Raw genomic sequence first — 19150 nt, forward strand, 5'->3', positions numbered from 1 at the left:
ATTTTTAACGACAGGGAGATTGCCCACAATTAATCCGTGGCGATACGGCGCGGTGTTAAATTTAATTACATAAGCTCTTGTAAAATATATATAATTCGCCAACTGGATTATGATCCGGCTTTCTTCAATCCATTACGTATTATCTCCGTTAGCTGATTATTCGGGGCTAACTCTAGCGCTTCCTTGAGCTGTTCGGATGCCTTGGTCGGTTCGCCTATCGCGATGTAGCTCATGCCGAGATGGTAGTGAACCGCTGCCTGATCGGGCAGGGCAGCGACAGCCGCTTTCGACAACGAAACTGCCGTTTGGTAGTCACCATGATGATAACTCGCCCATCCAAGCGTATCCTTGAATTGCGGTACCTCCGACTTCCGAAGAATTGCAGCGAGTGCTTGGGCTTTTTTCAAGCTTGCCTCGTCGTCCCGATGATCCAAGAGAAGGCTGGCCAGATTGTTGGCCGCAATCAGGTTTCCAGGCTCTATCCTCAAAATGCTTTCATATTCCGCGTCGGCGGCTTCGTAGTTTCCTTGTTGCTCATATGCATTGGCGAGGATCATATGCAACGCCACCGCATTGGGCTGCCGCCGAATCCCGGTTTGGGCGACCTTGACCGCCTCAGCATAGTTTTTCTGATTCATGTAGAAATCAGCCAAGGCGCGGTATCCGACTGTGTCGTTTGGCTGCGCCTTTATCGCAGCGGAAAAGTCTTTGAGGGCCAGGTCGGGTGCACCGTTCGAAAGCTGAATCGAACCCCGCAACGCAAGAGCATTTCCATTGCTGGGATCATTCTCGAGGACGGATTTCAGGAAACTGATCGCCTCATCCGTTTTGTGCGCCTCGAGGAATGCGCCAATCAGGGAATTCATTGCGTGCGCTCGGTTTGGCCCGGCATTGTAAGCGCTTTTGAAGGCCGCGATCGCTTCGTCGTATTTTTTGCTTCCGATCAAGGCCGCGCCCAGCAGCTCGTCGGCAATACCGCCGTAATTGCCCACTTGCCGTATCGACGCTGCTATTTGCTGCGCGCCGCTCCAGTTCTGGCGCTCCAACCTAACCTGCCCCAGCGCGGACAAGACCTTGATGTCGTTCGGCCGCCGCTTGTCCAAGCCGACCAGGACCTCCTCCGCGCGAGCAATATTTCCACGACGCCGCAAAAAGCCTGCATAGTCAAGGCTGACTTTCGGCTCGACGTCTGACAACCGGGCCGCGTCCGCGAGCTGCTTGTCTGCAAGTTCGATCAATCCGCTGCGCTCGTAGGCGGTGCCCAACAGCGACATTAAGTCGACCGAGCGCGGTTGATAGTTGAGAGCGTCGAGCAGATCGGTAATGGCGAGGTCAAGCTGGGCCCGTTCCAGATGTATAGAGGCCCGAAGTCTTAAGGCGGACACGTTGTGAGCATCGCCACTGAGAACGTCGGTCGCCAGTTTCTCTGCAGAATCGAAATCTTTTTTGCCCAGATATATTTGAGCTAGAGCTGTTTTTGCCGTTCGTACGTGTTCAGGTAAATTGGCCGTTCGGATCAATTTTTCGAGCAATTGCTCGCCGTCCGTTAGCTTGCCCTCTGCAACATCCATATCGGCCAACGCAATCTGGAACGGGAAACTATCTTCCGCTGTGCTGATACGGGTGTTGAGCTCTTGTCGCGCGGCAGCCGGGTCCTTTTTTATCCTGTACAGAAATCGAGCCAGATCCAGTACGGGGTCGGGATCCGATGAGTTTACAGCCGCCAGGCTTCGCAATTCCTTCTCCGCGTGGTCGGTACGACGCTCTTCCACGTACAGATCAATCAAGAGTTTGCGGTAGCCGATTTCCATCGGATTCAGTTCGATAACCTTCTTGAGCGTTGCTTCAGCACCCGTTAGATCCCCCGTCTGTCTAAGCAGCCTAATTTTTAGCAATTGAAAACCGAGAATACTTTCAAGATCCTTTGCCTGAACGGAAAGCGCGCCTTGCAGAAGCTGCAGAGCGCCCTTTGCATCACCTCTGCCCAGCTGATCGACAGCCAAAACCATCAAAGCGTCAGCGTTGCCAGGATTGACTTCGAGTGCGATGTTCGCTTCACGGACTGCGTCCGAGTGGTCATTCAACTTGAGGGATATGGCCGCCTTCAAGGCGTGGAAATTCGCACTGCGATTGTCCATCTCAATGCCAGCCTTGGCCAATCTGAGCGCTTCGTCAGTCGACCCCGCACGAAGCAGGAGCTTGCTTAGCTTCAACTTCGCCGAAGCGTCGTTGGGAGCCAATGTCACCATGTTTCGCAAATCCGTTACGACGCCTTGCCAATTGCGGTTGCTCTCGTCGATCTCAGCTAGGGCTTTCCACGCTCCAATCAGATCACCTTTGAGCCTTACAGCATTTCTGAACTCGAGGGCCGCCTTCGCGTTGTCGTGTTCTGAGAGCAGCTTTAACCCGTGCTCGTAGTATTGTTTCGCACGGTCCTCAGGTGACCCGCAGCCGGTGAGCTGAAGTACTGATAAAATGACAAAGACCTTCTGGATGGTTGGGCAGTGCCCGCCGAATGATTTGAACATGTTGCTCTTATGGTGTTGTCGGTCGAATACTCGATTGCGGTTTAGGCGCAGCGGATGGAGGTAAATAGCCCGTCAAACTCGGAAGCAGATCATGCATAAACAATTTCAGCCGGCCGTCCGCATCCCGTTCGAGTTCGCTCGGCAGAATGGGGGTGATCAGTCGCACAAGCGCCCCGTCTGATCGATTATTCTTGAGGATGGCGTCGGGCAGCAGGTACCACTTCCTCGTCGTATATTCGCTTGCGATCCATCTACCACGCTCCTCATACCAATAGTATACGAGCTGCTTCTCCCCATTTTTCTCAATAAGCGCCCGGTTGATGGGATGCTCGGCGTCGTAGGTTGCTTGTTCAAGCTTAATTATGGACCAGCCATCACCGGGTAGGCAAAACAGCGGAGAATGCGGCGATTCTCCTGTTCGCTGCGAGGCATAATAGCCGACGTAAAGATTGACGATTTTTCCATTCGGATTGCTGTAGTCCGACAAGATGTAATCTTCCATCGCCAAGCTGCGCTCGGTCTGCGGATCCAGCAATGACGGCTGTCCGTGCCATTCTCCGATTGTTGCGGGGAAAGTTACAAATCGGCTGCGCTCCGGAATCACCTCCGGCCTGTTCGCAATTAAGGAGACTGCCGGCACAGTCGTGCAGATCAGGAGCAAGGACGCATAGAGTGGCCAGCGATCGAATGCTTCCCTGCTTGCTGTAGTGGACAATCGAGTTGTGCCGGTCTGCGCATGGATTGCTTGAAGAAAACCTCTGCCCGAAATGCGGGCAAGCACATAGATCTCAAAGGTCAGGAGAAGGGTCGATGCCAGGAAAACAATCCAGCCTTCGAAGAAATGGAGCACCTCGTCGGCCATTTGAGGACCCCATCGGTCGACGGTCACTCCAACCATGCCGATCCTGAAACCATTCATCAGAATCGAAATGGGTATGCTGGACAGCAGCACCAGCGCACGCTGCCAGATCGGCGCACGAAACAGATACGCTGCCAGAAAGCTCAGGCTGAGAAGGGGAAACAAGTAGCGTAATCCACTGCAGGCGTCGACGACCTGCAATTTATAAAGGCCGAGATCGATCACGTTTCCGTCGAGGTAGACAGGGACTTGAAACAACCCGATGAAGAAAGTTCCAAGCCGTGACGAAATCAGCTGAAGCTGTAGCGATAGATGGGAGTTGACGAAATAGGGAAGCGGAATTGCAGATATAAGGAATATGACGGGAAAAAATGCGGTTCGGAGCAGAGCATATCCTCCGATCGCTAATATGATTCCCAGCAGAACAACGATGAAGCCCAGCTGCGACAGGATGAGTATCGCACTCGCTACGCCGAGGGCGTTCATGATCATCGCAAGAAAGATAAAGGGTACGCTAGACCATGCTGGCGCACCAACGCTTGCGAGGAGGGCGTCTCGACGTGTCCACAGCAGCCACGCCGCTACCACCGGAATCAAGAAGCCGTGGCTGTATTCCTCCTGCGTGGTCCAGCGCCTGACTAACTCTACAAGAGCTCCTTGGAACGCGATCACCGCCAATAGCGCCGCTATGGTTCCCAATATCCACGCAGGAACAGGCGTAATCTTCGGGTATGCAACGGACTGTAGCGACATTACAAAGCCATCGTCCAACTGAACAAAAAGCTCAACTGAAAAACCCCTCATAATCGCAGTATTAAGACACAAGCACCAGATACAGCAAGCGTCAGCCGTTGTGGGATTTTTTTAGCATTCAACCGGGTCGGTAAGGGCGAGCTTGACGCAAGGGTTAATTGCACGCGGTATGTGATTCATGCGTTTGCCGGAACTGGGTCTGTCTGATGACCATGTGGCTGGGTTGGCGCGCCGGGATCGAATCGCAAGATTAAATACGGTTAGTGTGATAATAAGTTTTGCGGCCTGCTTAGCCGTCGAAAGCCTATTCGCAGGTGGATCGCGTCGTATTGGACGCTGCAGCGATGAAGGCGGAAACGGCTCGCCGGCCGCCCTTACCGGCGTTTGCCAGCGCCAGCTGGCGTGAGCCCATGCCGGCGGGGGTTTGATGTCTGGTGGGCGTCGAAACGACGAGTTTGACGCCGCGCAGGCCGCGGCGAGCCATCTTGCGCAAGAATGCCGTCTTGAACATCTTGGCCCTGCGAAGGACCCAGGTCCGTGCCGGGAGGCCGTGCCGGGAGGCCTGCGGCGTTCGCCCCTGTTGCCGGGGGAGCGGGCGACTTCCGGAAGTGATTTATTAGGTGTGGCTAAATTGATACAGCGTTTGGTGAATCACCGGCGTAGATTGGTCGAAAGTCAAGAAATCGTTCCGATTCCGACATCTGGTCCTCATTGAAGGCGCCGACCCATGGCAGTTCGATACTTGAGATTGGCGATCGTCTTGCTGGCTGGATTGCTGTTGGAGGGGTGCTACACCGATTATGGGCCGGTCGAGGTAGCCGTAGCGCCTGTCGCTCCTTCACAAGCGTCGGTGGCCTCCATCTTGCAACCTGGCGACAGGGTCAAGATCACCGTGTATGGAGAAGAGACGCTCACCGGGGAGTATGACGTCAATCCCACGGGCTACGTCGCGATGCCCTTGATCGGGTTAATTCGGGCGTCGGGGAAAAAGCAAGAGCAATTCGGAAGAGAGGTAGCGGATAGATATCGAGGCGGCGGGTATCTACAGGATCCCAAAGTGACGGTAGCCATCGTCCAATTTAAGCCATTCTACGTGCTAGGTGAAGCGCTTCGTCCCGGTGAGTACCCGTTCCGGAGCGGTCTTGACGTGCATTCGGCGGTCGCGATGGCGGGCGGGTTTACGTACCGGGCGAGCAGGTCCGCTGTTCTCATACGGCACGGCGGGGAGGGGATTTGGAAGGAATATCCTCTTACGGAGGCCGTGCCAATTGCGCCGGGAGATTTGATTCGAGTGCCCGAGCGATATTTCTAAGCGGTGTTAGGCCTGATCCGCCGTCAATTCCGAGGTGTGATAAGTGGGTCTCAATATTCCATGCTCTGCAAGCTACCGAGGCGATCCAAAAACTTTGCTGCGCGGCTGCCCTTTTGCGTGCCGTTTTTGTTCGCGTTGATTCCGCAGTCCTCTGCCCAAACCGTTCCGCCACTGGACGTTCCGCTAAACAACCCTTCGGCAAGGGACCCCGACGCAATCGCAATTGACGGATGGCAGCTTTATCCGACGTTGCGCCTCTATTCGCTCTATTCGGACAATCTGTTTCAGAGTCCCCAAAGTCCAATCTCCGTTCCTGGAATAGGGATAGCGCCCAGTTTGACGGCGGTATGGACCAACGGCATTCACACGACGACGCTTTATGGAAATATCGATCGACAAGCCTATCCCACCGACAACGCCGTAAACACGATCGATGGGCGGACAGGCTTTACTGAAAAATATGAGGCTATGCGGGATCTCATCTTCACTGTGAATGGCAACTATGCCCACACAACGTGGTCCACCGGCCTTCAAAATTCAATCCAAACTCCGGCTGCCGCGCCCGCAACCACCGTCTTGCCCAATGGCAACACCGTCTTGCCGAACGGAACGATACTTTCGCCAACTGGGCAGCCGACGGGACAGGTCAATGTCGCGTCCGGAAGCAGCATTCCGCTAGTGGTAAACCCCTTCAATCAATATACGGGCACATTTACGATCGACAAGATTTTCAACCGTGGCATCATGAGCTTGAGCGCATCGATCGGTCGCACAAACTTTGACAATCAAAGCATACAGCCCGATTTCACCAGCAGAACCTTGACAGAAAATGCGGCTTTTTGGCTCGGTCCGCTAATATATGCATATTCAAATGGTTCTGTCGGTACCGTCGCGACGGATGCTACCTTCGGCTCGGCCACAGCATTATCGGTGACATCGACGCCATCCCGTACGACTACATCTTATCGAGTTGTAGGTGGATTGGGCACGCGCCCGTTAGAGCTATTCAGCGGATCAGTGTATATTGGACATCAGGGGTCTGAAGTCGACGGCTCAACAGCCGGAGGTTACGTCTACGGGGGCGCGCTTACTTACAATCCGACCACGACGTGGACGCTCACCGGAACCCTGGACAGAACCACCAATATCGCATCACAAACATCATCCTCGACAAATCTGGCGCTGACTCTCCCGGGGCTGACTGCGGTACAGGTTTCGATAGGTTCATCAACGCAAGTCACATCTGCCGGATTGCGATCGAGCTACGAGATTACACCGCAATGGTTTGCGAATTGCCAATTGGCGTACAGTCGCATCGAATATATCGACAGTTCCAGATTGGATAATTCCTGGGTGCTTGACGCAACACTTAGATACGATATCTGGCGGAATTTGTCGATTACGTGGGAGTATCGCTTTACGAGCCTTTTATCCAATGCTCCACTGACGAGTCTAACCAGTAATTATGGTGTTATGGGCGCAACCTACAAGTTTTGACGTTTGGAATTGGGGCTCCTTCGCCGAGGAGGCATGCTCGCCCGGAATCGTTCGCGCCCACAAACTGACCTCGATCGGTTCCTTACTGGTTTGGTTACACTTCTCAATAGTAGCCGTAACTTGTTGTTGAGACAGGTACCTTATTCAGCACAAATCGAACCAAGTTGGTCTCAGCAAGATACTTGTTGCATTCCTCAATTTCCGAGACCTTCGAAGTGCCGACGGCAGCAACAAACAATACGCAATCCACCTGAGGCAAGATCGAAATAACGTCGTGGCCGGTCAGGATGGGAGGTAAGTCCAGGATTACGATCCCGGATGGAGCGCGTCCTGTGACCTCCTCCAACATCATCCTCATCGCACCGGAGCCCACCAAATCGGAAGGGTTTGAAGCCGGTGCTGTGGGCAAAACCTGCAATCTACTCGCGCCGATCCTCGCCTGGATGATTGCGGTATCCATATCGATGCGACCTTCGATGACGCCGACGATCCCTTCGGTGCACTTTAGGCCCAGAGAGTTTGCGACGTGTGGCTTCCGCAAATCCAGGTCCGCCAGAAAAACCTCGCGTTCGGGTTGCCGGGCCACGCTCAAAGCGAGATTGATGGCGGTCAGAGTTTTGCCGCAGCTCGGTGTGGGAGACGTAACGGCCAGAGTCTTCCAACCCTTCTGGTCCATCGACTGCAGGATCTCGGTTCGCAACATATCAAATGGCCTTGAACGGTCATCCCTTCCATCGAACGCGACTATTCGTTGGGATCGCAGATGCGCAAGATCAAGTTGTACTTCGTGAGCGTGTTTCTTACTCGCGTGGACATCGCCAAAAACGTGCGTTGCTTTTTGCTTTGAAGATTCGAAGCCGACGCCGCTCTGCTTTTGTGGCTGCCCCTTAGCACGCTCAACTGCTTGTCGGATGTTTTCCACTATTGGACTCTCCCACGCCAAGGGCGTTGATGATTGATCTCTGAACAGCTATTGGGTGGGCGCGCGAAAAACAACTGCCGCTTTTTCGAGCAAGGACAAGTCAAGCGGCAGATATAGGAAGACCACGATCAACAATCCGCCTAATACCATCAAAAGCATGACCGCACTGACGGCACCAATGATGACCCTCACTCTCGCTCGTATTTCGTCTCCGCGTGTCGTCATATATGGAATAGAGACGATTAGAGTGTTAGGTATCAGCCCTATTAGCTGGTGGCGGCTACGTATCGAGCCATCCAATAGTTCGGCCGCGATGACGGCGCAGATGCCCAGCGCCGCAGCCGCAGCGAAAGCTATTCCGACTAACTTAATCCTATTCGACTTAAGGGGCTTTTCCGGTAGCGGCGGCAATTCAATTATCTGCAGGCGCTCAGACTGCTGATCCCGATCCAATTTCTCGCTTAGGCGTGCCGTCGCAAGTTTGCTGTTTGCTTCAGCAAGACGCTTCTCAAGCGCTTCCCTTTGTCGTTTAAGGGCTTCAATGTCATCAGCACGCGTCGATTGAACTTTTGACGGTGCTTGCTGCGCAAGGTCTTTTTCCATCGCGGTTATTCTTTTTTTTAGCGCGATTACGGCGGGATGTGCTTCCGAATACACTGCCGTTTTTTGAATAAGTTCTGCCTTTAGCGCAGCAAGCGCAGCCAATCGCGACCTTTCCTGCTCCGATATCTGCGAGGCATCCTCACGCGGCTGCCGCGCAAGTTCAAATATCTGCGTTTGCGTGGAATCGAGCTTGTCTTCGATGCCCTTTGTTTCGCTCGTCAATATTCTTACCGCTTCTGTCGATCGACTGGTCCGCAAGCGCTCGTCCTCATTGATTATCAACGAGACGAACTCACTAGCCACTCTCATGGCGAGCTCCGGCCTCTCGTATTCGAAGCCGACTGTGAACGCGATCGAGGGTTCATTTGACGGCCGCGCTCCCGCGATTTCTGCAGGCTTGATCAGGCTGCTTTCGCGCATCAAGTCCAGAACGTCTGGCCGCTTGGGGAATAACCCGAACCTGTTCGCGATCGAGAGAAGATTGTCCCTCGTCATGACGCGCTGCTGGATGCGCTGAATGAGCTGAATACGTTCACCGCCAGCAGCCGTGACAGCGGGGCCGACGAGATCCGGGGCGATCACTTGGGATTCCACCAAGATCTTTCCCTCAGAAAGATAGTTTGGCTTTTGAATTGCTGCCAAGCATAGGCCAAGAATAGAAACAACACCAAAGGCGAGCAAGAAATAGAAAAATCTTCTTTTTAGGATATCGATATAGTGGCCAAACCCTAGGCTCTGAGCATGATCCTCACCAAAAGCAGGGTCACTGGGACGATAGGATTCATCTGAACCAAGCGTTTGAAGCATCCCTGTTCCTCGATTGAAATTAATAGCCTCCCTTGTCCAATGCTCCATTAAAAAAGAGCTAGCTATACGTTTTTATAGAACGTCCCCGATTCGAGCACAAGAAGAAATCTATTAATGATTAACGTGACATATCGTGGCCTTGGAATGTGCACGCGCCGCCGGGTTTACGGCGGACCCATCCAAAAGTTGGCGAGCTAGTTCCTGGACGAGCTCACGAGGCACAATCGCCATCAATCTTAATCAAAGCGACTATAAATGTTTCCCTTCAGGAGGTTATTCGTCTATTCGTTTGCGCTAAGCAATCATTTCGCATCCCTCAGGGTCGTTCGATGTATGAGGCGTTTTATGGGCTTCGGGAGAAGCCGTTCTCGATTTTGCCGGATCCGGATTTGATCTATTGGTGCCAAAATCACAGGTTGGCATTTGCCATGCTTGAGTTTGGCGTAATGAATAGCGCCGGCTTCACTGTGATCACTGGCGAAATCGGCTGCGGTAAAACAACGCTTGTCCGCTACCTTTTGCGAAAGCTCGACGATCAAGTCACCGCATGCGTGATTTCGAACACGCCGCGTGGTCAGGATGGGCTTCTACAATGGATCATGATGTCGTTGGGCCAGCCCTTCGAAGGTTCACATCCGGCTTTGTTCAAGCGGTTCCAACAATTCCTGTACGATCAATTTTCAAAGGGGCGCCGGACGATCTTGATCGTCGACGAGGCGCAGAACTTGGGTTTTGAGGCACTCGAAGAGCTTCGAATGCTTTCCAACGTCAACACCGACAAGCAGCAGTTCCTGCAAATTATCCTTGTCGGCCAGTCGCAGTTGAAGGACATGCTTCGTGCGCCCCAACTGCTGCAATTTGCGCAACGGGTGTCATCGGACTTCCATCTCAAGCCCTTGAACATGCGGGAAGTCGGCGAATACATCGACTTTCGTTCGCGCGCCGTCGGATCTCACCACGAATTGTTTACCGACGAGGCGTGCAACATTATCGCCAATACAAGCCGCGGCATTCCACGCACGATCAACATCCTTTGTGATACGGCGCTGGTCTACGGATTCGCTGCCGGCGTGGAAAAAATCACTGCGGAACTCGTCGACACGGTTATCCAAAACAAGGCAGAGTTCGGTGTCCTTCCCTTTGGTCTGCAGCCTGTTTGAAGCGACGAAGTTTTCCTAATTTATTGGAGGCCACGACCAGAATCGAACTGATGTAAACGGTTTTGCAGACCGCTGCGTAACCACTCCGCCACGTGGCCCCACTCAACAACTTCTATACATAACAGCCGCGATTAGCAACGGATGCACTGGAGCATCGGTTGGCCGTTGTGCGGCCGCCCTGGAGCGATGGGCGACTTTCCTCGCTACTCGGCAGAGCCCACACCGAAGCGGGCCGAGGTGCGGCCACATGGCGGAAAGCTGCAATGCCATGTGCAGCCATTTGACTTTACCGCTTGAGAAATTCACGCCGACGGACGCGCAAACAGCTTCCATCGCGCGCCCTCCAGCCAAGAAGCTTGCTCGCAGAGGATGTCACCCGGCCGGCTACCTATATTAACCAAATCATCAGCTATTTAAACAGATTATCGAAAGGTTATATAGTATTCTTGTGAATATTTTTACGACTGGCCGACGCCAGACATTTTTTTGGATGAGACGCGATGACCTCCGAGGGACTCGGCACGCTTTTCGAGCAGTGTAACAACAGTTCTGCCTTGGTGTTGGTGCCTGACGCATTACATCGCATCGTTTTGACGACATTCCTCTCGGGATTTGCTGCATCGTGTGGTCCAACGTGAGCATCCTCACGTCGGCCCCAGTTCTTCTCGCGGACGCCACCTGGTGCGGGACGCTGGCCGCAGCGCGGGACTTGGGTGCACGCGGCGTCAAGGTTACCCTCGCGAGCGAAAGTTGGATCGCCCCCGCGCGGTGGTCTCGTTACGTGTCGCAGACGGTGAAGTGTCCAAGTACGAAAGACGCGGCGCGCTTCCTTGCGTGGCTTGTACGCTTCGGTGCGGAGCGGCCAGGTTATGTTCTTTATCCCACCAGCGACGAAGTCGCGTGGCTAATTGCGGCTCACTCGAAGGTATTGGCGCGCTGCTATCGCCTCTACACACCACCCATCGATTCGTTGATAGGTCTTCTCGACAAGGCGCGTCTGGCCGAACTCGCGAGAGAGGCGGGTTTAGACGGACCGGCAAGCTTTGTCCCACAGAACGAATCCTGCGTTGAACGTAGTGGCGAAAAGCTTTCCTTTCCGGTTTACGTGAAGCCGCGTGCCCAAGTGTTCGGACGCGAAGTCGGCAAAGGGAGACGCGTCGACAAACCCGCTGATCTACTTCCATGCTGGAAAGCACAACGTCGGCAGGCGACTTACGATGCTGAGATACTCAATCAGGTACGAGATATTGACTTGCCTATGCTCCAGACCTACGCATGCGGCACGGGCAACATCTACACTGTCGACGGCTTCGTGAACGAGACCGGTGAGCTGTACGCTTCGTTGGCATGCGTGAAGCTACTTCAGCGGCCGCGTGGCAGCGGTCCGGGACTGATCTTCGAGCATGCTGAAATCGATGAGGCAATCGATCGCCGGTTACGGTCGCTTTTCCAAAGCGCCGGCTATTATGGCATTTTCGACGCCGAGTTCTTGCAGTGCGGAGATCAAAGGCTGCTCATCGACGTCAATCCACGATTCTACAATCATATGGCGTTCGAAATTGATCGCGGACTCCCTTTGCCATGGCTTGCCTATCTGGCCGCGACCGGACATCGGAACGAGCTGGAGCAGGAACTCAGCCGAGCGAGAGAGGCGCGAGTTCGAAAAGACGCTTACCTCCATCGACTCCCTACCGTATTATTACTGGCGGCCCAGCGGCTCACTCGTTCCATGAGCGCCGAGGACCAACTCCGCTGGCGCCGCTGGATATCTGATCGCGGAGGTTCTGCCACTGACCCAATGCGAACTCTCAATGATCCTAATCCGGCGGTTGCAGAATTTGCCTTGGAGGCCTTTAGATTCGTACGTCACCCGCGCTCTCAGCTCGGAGGTTTGCTCCACTCGCCCGAATCTGTTTAGTTTGATCGTATCTCGAATTTGCTTGTTATATTCCGGAGCTTGCCACCCAAAAAGGATAATTGTCGCGCTGGGGCTGCAAGCAGTATCTCAATGCACCGCCAGAGTGTGTAAATCCTATCGGAAACGATGAAGGGCGCACGAACGGCAAGCATGATGCGTTTTTCGGGAGGGCGCACGAACCGCCAGATGCCGATGGGTAAATCGAGAGAATTCCAAGCGCCTTTCAATAAATGACGGGCTCGTCGGCAATTGCACGAGTTTTAGCCGAAGATTTTAGCAGAAGATCAAAAAAAGTTCGAAATCCTTCAAACCGCCCGCCGCGGTCTAAAATTCTCCCGAATCTACCGGAGTTTATTCGCTGCCTCGCGACCGCTTGCGCGTCCTATTTGCGAGTGTTACGAGGACTCGGTTGATTGCACTCGTCGGGGCCACACAGCTAGCCATGATTGGCGCACTGCTCAGAGTTGCCGGATGGCTTGGCGTTATTCAGCTAGCCAATTATGTCCTTGCCGTCGTAACTCTTTTGGTGGTTACGCGCGCTTTCGGACCTTCAATATTTGGCACGCTGGCGACGATCAGCGCGCTCGCTGCATACGTTGGCTTGGTTGTCACGTTTGGGCTTAATCTTTCCGGTCCGCGGTTGGTGGTGAGACTGCGAGATAGTCCGGACGAATTATCCAACGCACTGTCGACCGTCGCTTGCATGCAGGTATTGCTTGGGACGATGGCGGCCGCAGGATTTATGCTGGTTGTGTCCATCGTCAGTCCTGGGTCGGAGTACACACTCATCAGCGCGTTCATCGTTTTGCAAGCATGCCTCACCGCGATCACCCCAGACTGGGCGTTTCTTGGTCTCGAGCGGATGCGAGATTTCGCTATTCTGCAGGTCGTGGGCCGCGTCTTGACCACTGTATGTACCGTCATGTTCATCCACACTTCTTCTGACGTGTTGCTCTACGTGGAAATAAATGCCTTCGCCGCCGCGGGTATAGCGGTTGCTTCGATCGGCGTGCTGCGAACCAAGGGAATTTACTGGCGGGCTCCGAAGTTGGAGGCGATTTGGCAGACGATTCATGACGCTGCTGCGAATTTTTTGTCAACCGCGTCTATCAACCTTTACACTTCGACAGGCGTTGTCATCGTCAACTTCATTCTGGGACCCGCGGCAGCCGGTCCATTCGCCCTGGCGGATCGTTTGCGCAACGTTGTTGGTAACGTCACTTTACCGATCATAACTGCGATCTACCCGTTCGTTTGCAGAATTGCGGCTACGCCGGAGGCGGCGGAAGATGAGGCTTGGACAAAGCGAATATTCTTTCAAGGTACGCTTGGCTTGTCCGCAGCGCTGTCACTAGGACTGTTTGTGTTTGCGCCGACTATTATATCGTTGGCCGGGGGCGCCGCCTTTGCGGAAGCCGTGCCGATCCTTCGCATATTGGCTGCTGTGCCGTTCTTAATTGCGCTGTCAAACATTCTGGGCATACAGACGATGATGCCGCTTGGCATGGATTGGCACGCCATGTGGATATTTGCGACGACGGCGGCAATTGGGGTCATTGGTATGTTCGTTTCAACAGACCTCTTTGGATTGCGAGGCTCAGCCTTCTCTGTGCTTGCGATTGAAGTATTCGTTACGATTACAATGATTGTGGTGCTGCAGCGTAGGATCGATGTACTGTCGCTTTTCATCAACCTACAAACTTGGAAAGAATGAGGCCTTCGACGCTCCGTGGTTCCGCTAATGCGAGCGGATTTTCGCGTTTCAGGGATTGAAAGAAGTTTCGCTTCGTGATGGCCGCCCGAACGAGGAGGAGGGGCTTTTGCGGTGCTAATCGGCATTTATCGTTTGCCGTACTCTACCGAAAGGGCGTCGAGCCAATTGATCGCAGCGTCCGAAAAGTCGTCGAAGGCATTAAGATGACCGGCAGCGGGAAAGATCTTAAGGGTCTTGGGCTCGTTAGCCAGGGTGAACAGGGCCTTTGCCTGGTCGACCGGAATCAAGCTGTCCATTCCCCCATGGCCGATGAGTATTGGGCAACGAGTAGCTGCGATGTGTCGAAAATTGACGAAACTATCTGAAATCAGCAATCGAACTGGTAGGAGCGGATGCAGGCGCGCCGCGACTGCGTCGACGGACAGGAACGGTGAAAGCAGCATAAGCCCACCGACGGGATATTCTGTAGCAAGCAGCGTAGCGACACCGGTACCGAGCGAGTGGCCGAAGAGTACAATTTGTTTTGGAGCTATACCGTTTGCCTGCAACGCGCGTAGATAAGCTCGGCCGTCGTCGTAGAGCCCGGTTTCAGACGGAACGCCTGGCTCGCCGCTATAACCTCGATATTCCGCGAGCAGCATTCCGTAACCGGCCCGAACGTAGGGCTGGGCTAATCCGGCGACAGTCGCTAGTCCGTCGCCGCTTCCGTGGAAGAACACGATCGTGTACGGCTTCTCGCGTGCTGGTGTGTACCAGCCTTTGAGCCGAATTCCGTCGATCGTATCGGCGGCGAATTCGACCATATCGCGTGAGGACGGCTGGCCCGAGGGCGGTCGGTATTCTGCTGGCGGCAAGAAAAGTGGTGGATGGGTGCTGATATAGCCGACAAGTAGCTGTTGCAGCAGCAATCCCAATCCCATGGAGACGGCAAATACCGAAAACCAAAATTTCCGATTAAACATCTTCAAAGGTCGATTCCTGCACTCGACGTCTTCGGTTCCTGCCGGCGCCGGAGGCTGAGCGATTTCCGCCCGATGTCGCCCAAAAGAGCGGAATTTGGGTCGTCGACACCTCGCTAGCCAAGGAGGCCGCGTTAACCGTAAGCATATATCTGCACCGGTGATACAATAACGGTGACCGCAAGCACGCCGGCTTGGCGCCGTAATCCAAAGAGGGTCTGGCTGTCACAAGTCTTAAACCTACCGCGCTTACTTTTCGAAAGGCTCTTCACTGATCATACGATTCGTCTATATTGCCAAGTAACTAGGCTAGTGAAAACACCGACGCAGGATGCATCATAGGTGTCCCAATTATTGTCCTCTCGAATTCGGGGCGCTACGAGGTTGGTGCAACGCTCAATGCATTTGAACATGATGCGCCGAACCGCGATTCCGGTAAGGTTCGGGATAGAATAAGCGCGGCGAATACAATCAAAAAATGCCGATGGTGCAACTAAACCCTGGTCCTTGAAGGCGACCACGGCGAGCGGCGGTGGTGCTTTAACAAAACTCCGTGAGACGTGAGACAACCAGCATGTCAATCTGGCGAGAGTCTTGTAGTCTGTGAGGCACGTCACGGATCATCGTCGAACGCCAAACGTAGTTGCGTCGACAGCAAAGAATGTTTACGATTTCATATTTTGGAAATAAGTAGAACGCGATGAATTATCATTTGGAAAGGAGTTTGTTTCTTCGAGGATATTTCGGTTTAACTCGGCAGGTTAACAGATCATGACGACGAGCGTATCGGTCATTACCCCGACGTTTCGGCGACCACTGGTGTTGCGAGAAATGTTGGAGAGTGTGTTGTGCGAAAACGAGATTGATCTTGAGGTTATCGTTGTCGATGACTCACCCGAGCGGGCGGCAGAGTCCGTAGTTTCGAGCTTTGGTGACCCACGCATCCGATATGAGGTAAATCCGCAGCCAAGCGGTGGTCGACCGTCGCTCGTTCGAAATGTGGGCATCCCTCTCGCCAAAGGGCGCTACGTCCACTTTCTTGACGATGACGACAAGGCACCAGTTGGTCATTATGCCGCAATGGTCAAGGCGTTTGAGGCGCGCCCTGCCGCCGGCGTGATTTTTGGCCGTGTCCAGCCCTTTGGAGAGAATGCGGAGAAGCTGAGTGCCGAGTTTGCGTTTTTTGACAGCGCGGCGCGCCGAGCGAGTATGGCCCAACGACTTGGCGGGAGATGGGCCACATCAGCGCGTTTGTCATTCGATCGGACTTTGCTGGTCTGCGGGGCTGCAATGATTCGGCGAGAATGTCTTACGGCGCTCGGGGGCTTCAACCCGAGTCTCCGGATTGCTGAGGATGTCGAATTCTACGCTCGGGCTATAAGGTCTTTTGGCGGCTGGTTCACAGAACGAGTTACGCTGCAATATCGAATATGGGACGCGTCGATCATGCACGGAGCGGGCCTTGACGATGTTGAGGTGCGAGACAGCTACAAGCGCATCCACTCTGGATACCTATCACAGCACGGCATCATAGATTATGTTGCTGCGAGAATTTTGTGTCGGACCTTGTTTAGGGTCATATAATGCTGCGGTTGGAAAAGCATATCGGGGCCGAGGCTTTTTCAATTATTCGCGACGAATGGGAAAGTCTGCACAGATCGTTGTCTCCAACCGTGCCCTTCACGGGTCCGTTATGGAATGAGCTTTGGTGGAAACATTGCCGAAAGCGATCTTTCTTCTCACGCGATGAATTGCTGCTGATCTCCGCCCGTGATTCAGGTGGTCGCCTCATTGCTGTCGCTCCGATGTTGCGGACAAACCGACCGGCGGGAGGGCCGATTCGGCTAAGAGAGATTCAATTCTTCGGTGCAGACCCGAACATGACCGAGCTACGCGGAGTGGTCTGCAATCCGTCGGACCAGCCATGTGTGCTGGGGCAGTTGTCTGACCTTTTACATAAGGAGGGTCTCGGCTTCGATTGGATCAGATGGCAGGGTGTGTACATGGAGGGTACCGCGACGCCGGAACGCCCCAACAGGTCTGGCACGTTCTTTTGGACCCGCCACATACCTGATTATTTCATTGATCTCCCAAAGACTTGGGGCGCCTTCGAGACGGGATTGACCAAGCGGGTTCGTAAAAAACTGCGATCTTCTCTCAAAGAACTCGATCGTGACGGACACAAGTTTGAATTGCAGATTACCAAATTCCCATCAGATGTTCCCGCTGCTTTAGATGCGTTCTACCGATTACATAAAGAGCGTACGAAGGTACGATCTTACGATGTCTTCGCTAATCCCGAAAAGCAAAGCTTTCTGAATGACTATTGCGTCGAAATGGCGAAGAGAGATCAGCTCCGCATATACTCGATCGGTATCTTGGGCGAGATTGTTGCAACCAGGATAGGCTTTCTCTTCGGCGAGCAGCTTTACCTCTATCACTCTGGGAATGCTATCGACTGGGACCGTTATAGTATAATGACAGTATTATTGGGCGAAATATTTCGATCAGCGATTACAGACAGCTTTACAAGAGTTAACCTGTCAACTGGCAATGACCGTTCGAAAACGCGCTGGCGTCCTGAAGTAGTGCAATATTTGGATGGAGTGGAGGTCGCCTCAGGATTTGGTCGTCTGGCTATGTACTCAGTTTACGAGTTTCTCCGCCTGCGCGGCAATACCCAACGCTTCGCTCAACTTAAAAGCAATTTGAATAATACTGATCAGTTTCAAATCCCTAACGTCTCGGACGATGTCGAATAATGAAGGTAAATTATGGATCAAGCACAGGCGTCCTTTTTTACGTCGGCTAGAGCACGCATCACGCTCCAAGATCGCCTGGCGATTGACGACCGTCCAGCCGGCTTTGATTATCTTCGCGTTCTCCTAGCGCTTCTTATCATGCTGGACCATTCGGTTATCGTCTGCTTGGGGCAGCCAGCGCAGCTCGCACTGTTCCAGGGATTTTCCAGGCCCTTCATAACATGTCTCGTACCGATGTTCTTCGCCTTGTCGGGCTTTCTTATCGCCAGCAGCCTGATTCGCTGTCGCACTTTGGTCACTTTCGTGGGCCTGCGCGCGTTGCGCATTGTGCCCGCACTTGCCGTCGATACGATATTCTGCGCCGTAATTCTTGGCCCATTTTATACTTCGTATTCTTTGCGCGATTATTTCCTGCACCCTGACTTCTACAAATATTTCTTCAATGTGATCGGATATATACATTATCATTTGCCGGGCGTTTTTGCCGATAACCCATCTGGCTATGTCAACGCCCAGCTTTGGACGATCCCGTACGAGCTCGATTGCTATTTGGTCCTGTCCTTATTGGCTGCTCTCGGTCTCCACCGGAAACGTCTTTGGTTTTTGGTTACGACCGCGATGATCGTGATTGGCCATTTGGTCTACGTGACGTTTAAACCGGCGGAGCTAAATGATGTTTGGCAGTTGTTGCTTCCATGCTTCCTCGTCAGTGTCTGTGCCTACCTCTATCGCGACAAAATTGAATGGAGTGGGAGACTGGCTGCCGTCTCCGTATTCGTCGGCCTTGTGTTGTTGTCGCAGCAGAATAGCTTGATGGTCCTTGCTTCAATCCCGCTTTCTTATCTTACGATTTGGCTCGGGTTATTTCGACTTCAGCGAGATCCGATCATTCGATCAGGCGACTACTCGTACCCCCTTTATCTTTACAGTTTCCCAATTCAGCAGGCGTTGTACGTATCGTTGCAGGTTTGCCGCGTATGGTGGCTCAACATGTTTTTTGCTGTTCCGGTGACATTCCTGCTTGCCGCCTTCTCGTGGCACCTGGTGGAAAAACCATCTCAAAAGTTTAGATATCGTCTGTTCGCCGCCGAGCGGTTTTTCTTTCCTGAGCCGAAGACGAGATAAGCGGAAATCCTCTCAGGGAAAAATAGTCTCGGCCATGTGGACTTCCCACCGTTTTGGCAGAAGATCAGCGTTCGCCGGAGGAGCGAGTCCGGGGCATACTCGTGTCCGAGACGTCTGCGAAGATGGAAGTCATCGCACCGGCGTTGCTCGCCGGTGTCGGCTCACCACGGAACAGAAGTCGTTGGTCGTCAATGGGGCGCTGCAACCGGGGGCGTGCTAACCGGCCTTGTT

General features: G+C 53.5%; 14 protein-coding genes and 1 tRNA gene. 8 read left to right on the top strand and 7 right to left on the bottom strand.

Annotation, left to right across the window (positions count from 1 at the left end; translation table 11 throughout):
- Positions 1-107: 107 nt before the first annotated feature.
- The 3 genes from UP10_RS41710 to UP10_RS41720 form a co-directional block, all read right to left on the bottom strand.
- Complete coding sequence (locus UP10_RS41710; RefSeq protein WP_044592973.1) at positions 108-2528, bottom strand: tetratricopeptide repeat protein; 2421 nt, start codon at positions 2526-2528, stop codon at positions 108-110.
- 7 nt (positions 2529-2535) lie between these two features.
- Positions 2536-4140, bottom strand: a complete 1605-nt coding sequence (xrtD, locus tag UP10_RS41715; RefSeq protein WP_044593001.1) for a VPLPA-CTERM-specific exosortase XrtD — start codon at positions 4138-4140, stop codon at positions 2536-2538.
- A 304-nt stretch (positions 4141-4444) separates the two neighbouring features.
- Positions 4445-4651, bottom strand: coding sequence for a hypothetical protein (locus UP10_RS41720; RefSeq protein WP_044592974.1), 207 nt, complete (start codon positions 4649-4651; stop codon positions 4445-4447).
- A gap of 216 nt (positions 4652-4867) precedes the next feature.
- Here UP10_RS41720 and UP10_RS41725 point away from each other — a divergent pair, with 216 nt between their 5' ends.
- Positions 4868-5452: a polysaccharide biosynthesis/export family protein gene (locus UP10_RS41725; RefSeq protein ID WP_044592975.1), complete on the top strand. Its 585-nt coding sequence runs from the start codon at positions 4868-4870 to the stop codon at positions 5450-5452.
- A gap of 60 nt (positions 5453-5512) precedes the next feature.
- Entirely contained in the window at positions 5513-6949 is a 1437-nt protein-coding gene (locus UP10_RS43825; RefSeq protein WP_082077576.1) for an outer membrane beta-barrel protein, read from the top strand.
- A 103-nt stretch (positions 6950-7052) separates the two neighbouring features.
- Here the strand turns inward: UP10_RS43825 and UP10_RS41730 are convergent, their stop codons facing one another.
- Positions 7053-7871, bottom strand: a complete 819-nt coding sequence (locus UP10_RS41730) for a CpsD/CapB family tyrosine-protein kinase (protein WP_044592976.1) — start codon at positions 7869-7871, stop codon at positions 7053-7055.
- 48 nt (positions 7872-7919) lie between these two features.
- Positions 7920-9281 (bottom strand): GumC domain-containing protein, encoded by a 1362-nt coding sequence (locus UP10_RS41735; protein WP_044592977.1) that lies wholly within the window; start codon positions 9279-9281, stop codon positions 7920-7922.
- A gap of 329 nt (positions 9282-9610) precedes the next feature.
- Here UP10_RS41735 and UP10_RS41740 point away from each other — a divergent pair, with 329 nt between their 5' ends.
- On the top strand, positions 9611-10441 hold the full coding sequence (locus tag UP10_RS41740) for an ExeA family protein (protein ID WP_044592978.1): 831 nt from the start codon (positions 9611-9613) through the stop codon (positions 10439-10441).
- 24 nt (positions 10442-10465) lie between these two features.
- Here the strand turns inward: UP10_RS41740 and UP10_RS41745 are convergent.
- Positions 10466-10539 (bottom strand) — tRNA-Cys (locus UP10_RS41745).
- Positions 10540-11075: 536 nt separating this feature from the next.
- Here UP10_RS41745 and UP10_RS41750 point away from each other — a divergent pair.
- Together UP10_RS41750 and UP10_RS41755 are read left to right on the top strand one after the other, a co-directional pair.
- Entirely contained in the window at positions 11076-12359 is a 1284-nt protein-coding gene (locus tag UP10_RS41750; RefSeq protein WP_044592979.1) for a hypothetical protein, read from the top strand.
- A gap of 409 nt (positions 12360-12768) precedes the next feature.
- Positions 12769-14073, top strand: coding sequence for an oligosaccharide flippase family protein (locus UP10_RS41755; RefSeq protein ID WP_156180792.1), 1305 nt, complete (start codon positions 12769-12771; stop codon positions 14071-14073).
- 125 nt (positions 14074-14198) lie between these two features.
- On the opposite strand, the gene UP10_RS41760 is transcribed toward UP10_RS41755, so the two are convergent.
- Positions 14199-15035 (bottom strand): alpha/beta hydrolase, encoded by an 837-nt coding sequence (locus UP10_RS41760; protein ID WP_082077577.1) that lies wholly within the window; start codon positions 15033-15035, stop codon positions 14199-14201.
- Positions 15036-15803: 768 nt separating this feature from the next.
- On the opposite strand from UP10_RS41760, the gene UP10_RS41765 reads away from it, so the two are divergent.
- Genes UP10_RS41765 through UP10_RS41775 form a run of 3 tightly spaced genes read left to right on the top strand, consistent with a single transcriptional unit; the run spans position 15804 to position 18919 of the window.
- Positions 15804-16616 carry a glycosyltransferase family 2 protein gene (locus UP10_RS41765; RefSeq protein WP_044592982.1) on the top strand — a complete coding sequence of 271 codons (813 nt, stop codon included), beginning with the start codon at positions 15804-15806 and terminating at the stop codon, positions 16614-16616.
- Positions 16616-17794, top strand: coding sequence for a GNAT family N-acetyltransferase (locus UP10_RS41770; RefSeq protein ID WP_082077578.1), 1179 nt, complete (start codon positions 16616-16618; stop codon positions 17792-17794). The genes UP10_RS41765 and UP10_RS41770 overlap by 1 nt, the downstream gene beginning before the upstream one ends.
- Positions 17795-17806: 12 nt before the next feature.
- Positions 17807-18919, top strand: coding sequence for an acyltransferase family protein (locus UP10_RS41775; protein ID WP_044592984.1), 1113 nt, complete (start codon positions 17807-17809; stop codon positions 18917-18919).
- Positions 18920-19150: the final 231 nt, after the last annotated feature.

Source organism: Bradyrhizobium sp. LTSPM299 (assembly GCF_000938235.1).
Classification (GTDB): domain Bacteria; phylum Pseudomonadota; class Alphaproteobacteria; order Rhizobiales; family Xanthobacteraceae; genus Bradyrhizobium.

Excerpts from the sequence above, each read along its gene's own strand:
- UP10_RS41710 (WP_044592973.1), bottom strand. The coding sequence starts at position 2,528 with ATGTTCAAATCATTCGGCGGGCACTGCCCAACCATCCAGAAGGTCTTT.
- xrtD (WP_044593001.1), bottom strand. The coding sequence starts at position 4,140 with ATGTCGCTACAGTCCGTTGCATACCCGAAGATTACGCCTGTTCCTGCG.
- UP10_RS41720 (WP_044592974.1), bottom strand. The coding sequence starts at position 4,651 with ATGTTCAAGACGGCATTCTTGCGCAAGATGGCTCGCCGCGGCCTGCGC.
- UP10_RS41725 (WP_044592975.1), top strand. The coding sequence starts at position 4,868 with ATGGCAGTTCGATACTTGAGATTGGCGATCGTCTTGCTGGCTGGATTG.
- UP10_RS43825 (WP_082077576.1), top strand. The coding sequence starts at position 5,513 with ATGCTCTGCAAGCTACCGAGGCGATCCAAAAACTTTGCTGCGCGGCTG.
- UP10_RS41735 (WP_044592977.1), bottom strand. The coding sequence starts at position 9,281 with ATGCTTCAAACGCTTGGTTCAGATGAATCCTATCGTCCCAGTGACCCT.
- UP10_RS41740 (WP_044592978.1), top strand. The coding sequence starts at position 9,611 with ATGTATGAGGCGTTTTATGGGCTTCGGGAGAAGCCGTTCTCGATTTTG.
- UP10_RS41760 (WP_082077577.1), bottom strand. The coding sequence starts at position 15,035 with ATGTTTAATCGGAAATTTTGGTTTTCGGTATTTGCCGTCTCCATGGGA.
- UP10_RS41765 (WP_044592982.1), top strand. The coding sequence starts at position 15,804 with ATGACGACGAGCGTATCGGTCATTACCCCGACGTTTCGGCGACCACTG.
- UP10_RS41770 (WP_082077578.1), top strand. The coding sequence starts at position 16,616 with ATGCTGCGGTTGGAAAAGCATATCGGGGCCGAGGCTTTTTCAATTATT.
- UP10_RS41775 (WP_044592984.1), top strand. The coding sequence starts at position 17,807 with ATGGATCAAGCACAGGCGTCCTTTTTTACGTCGGCTAGAGCACGCATC.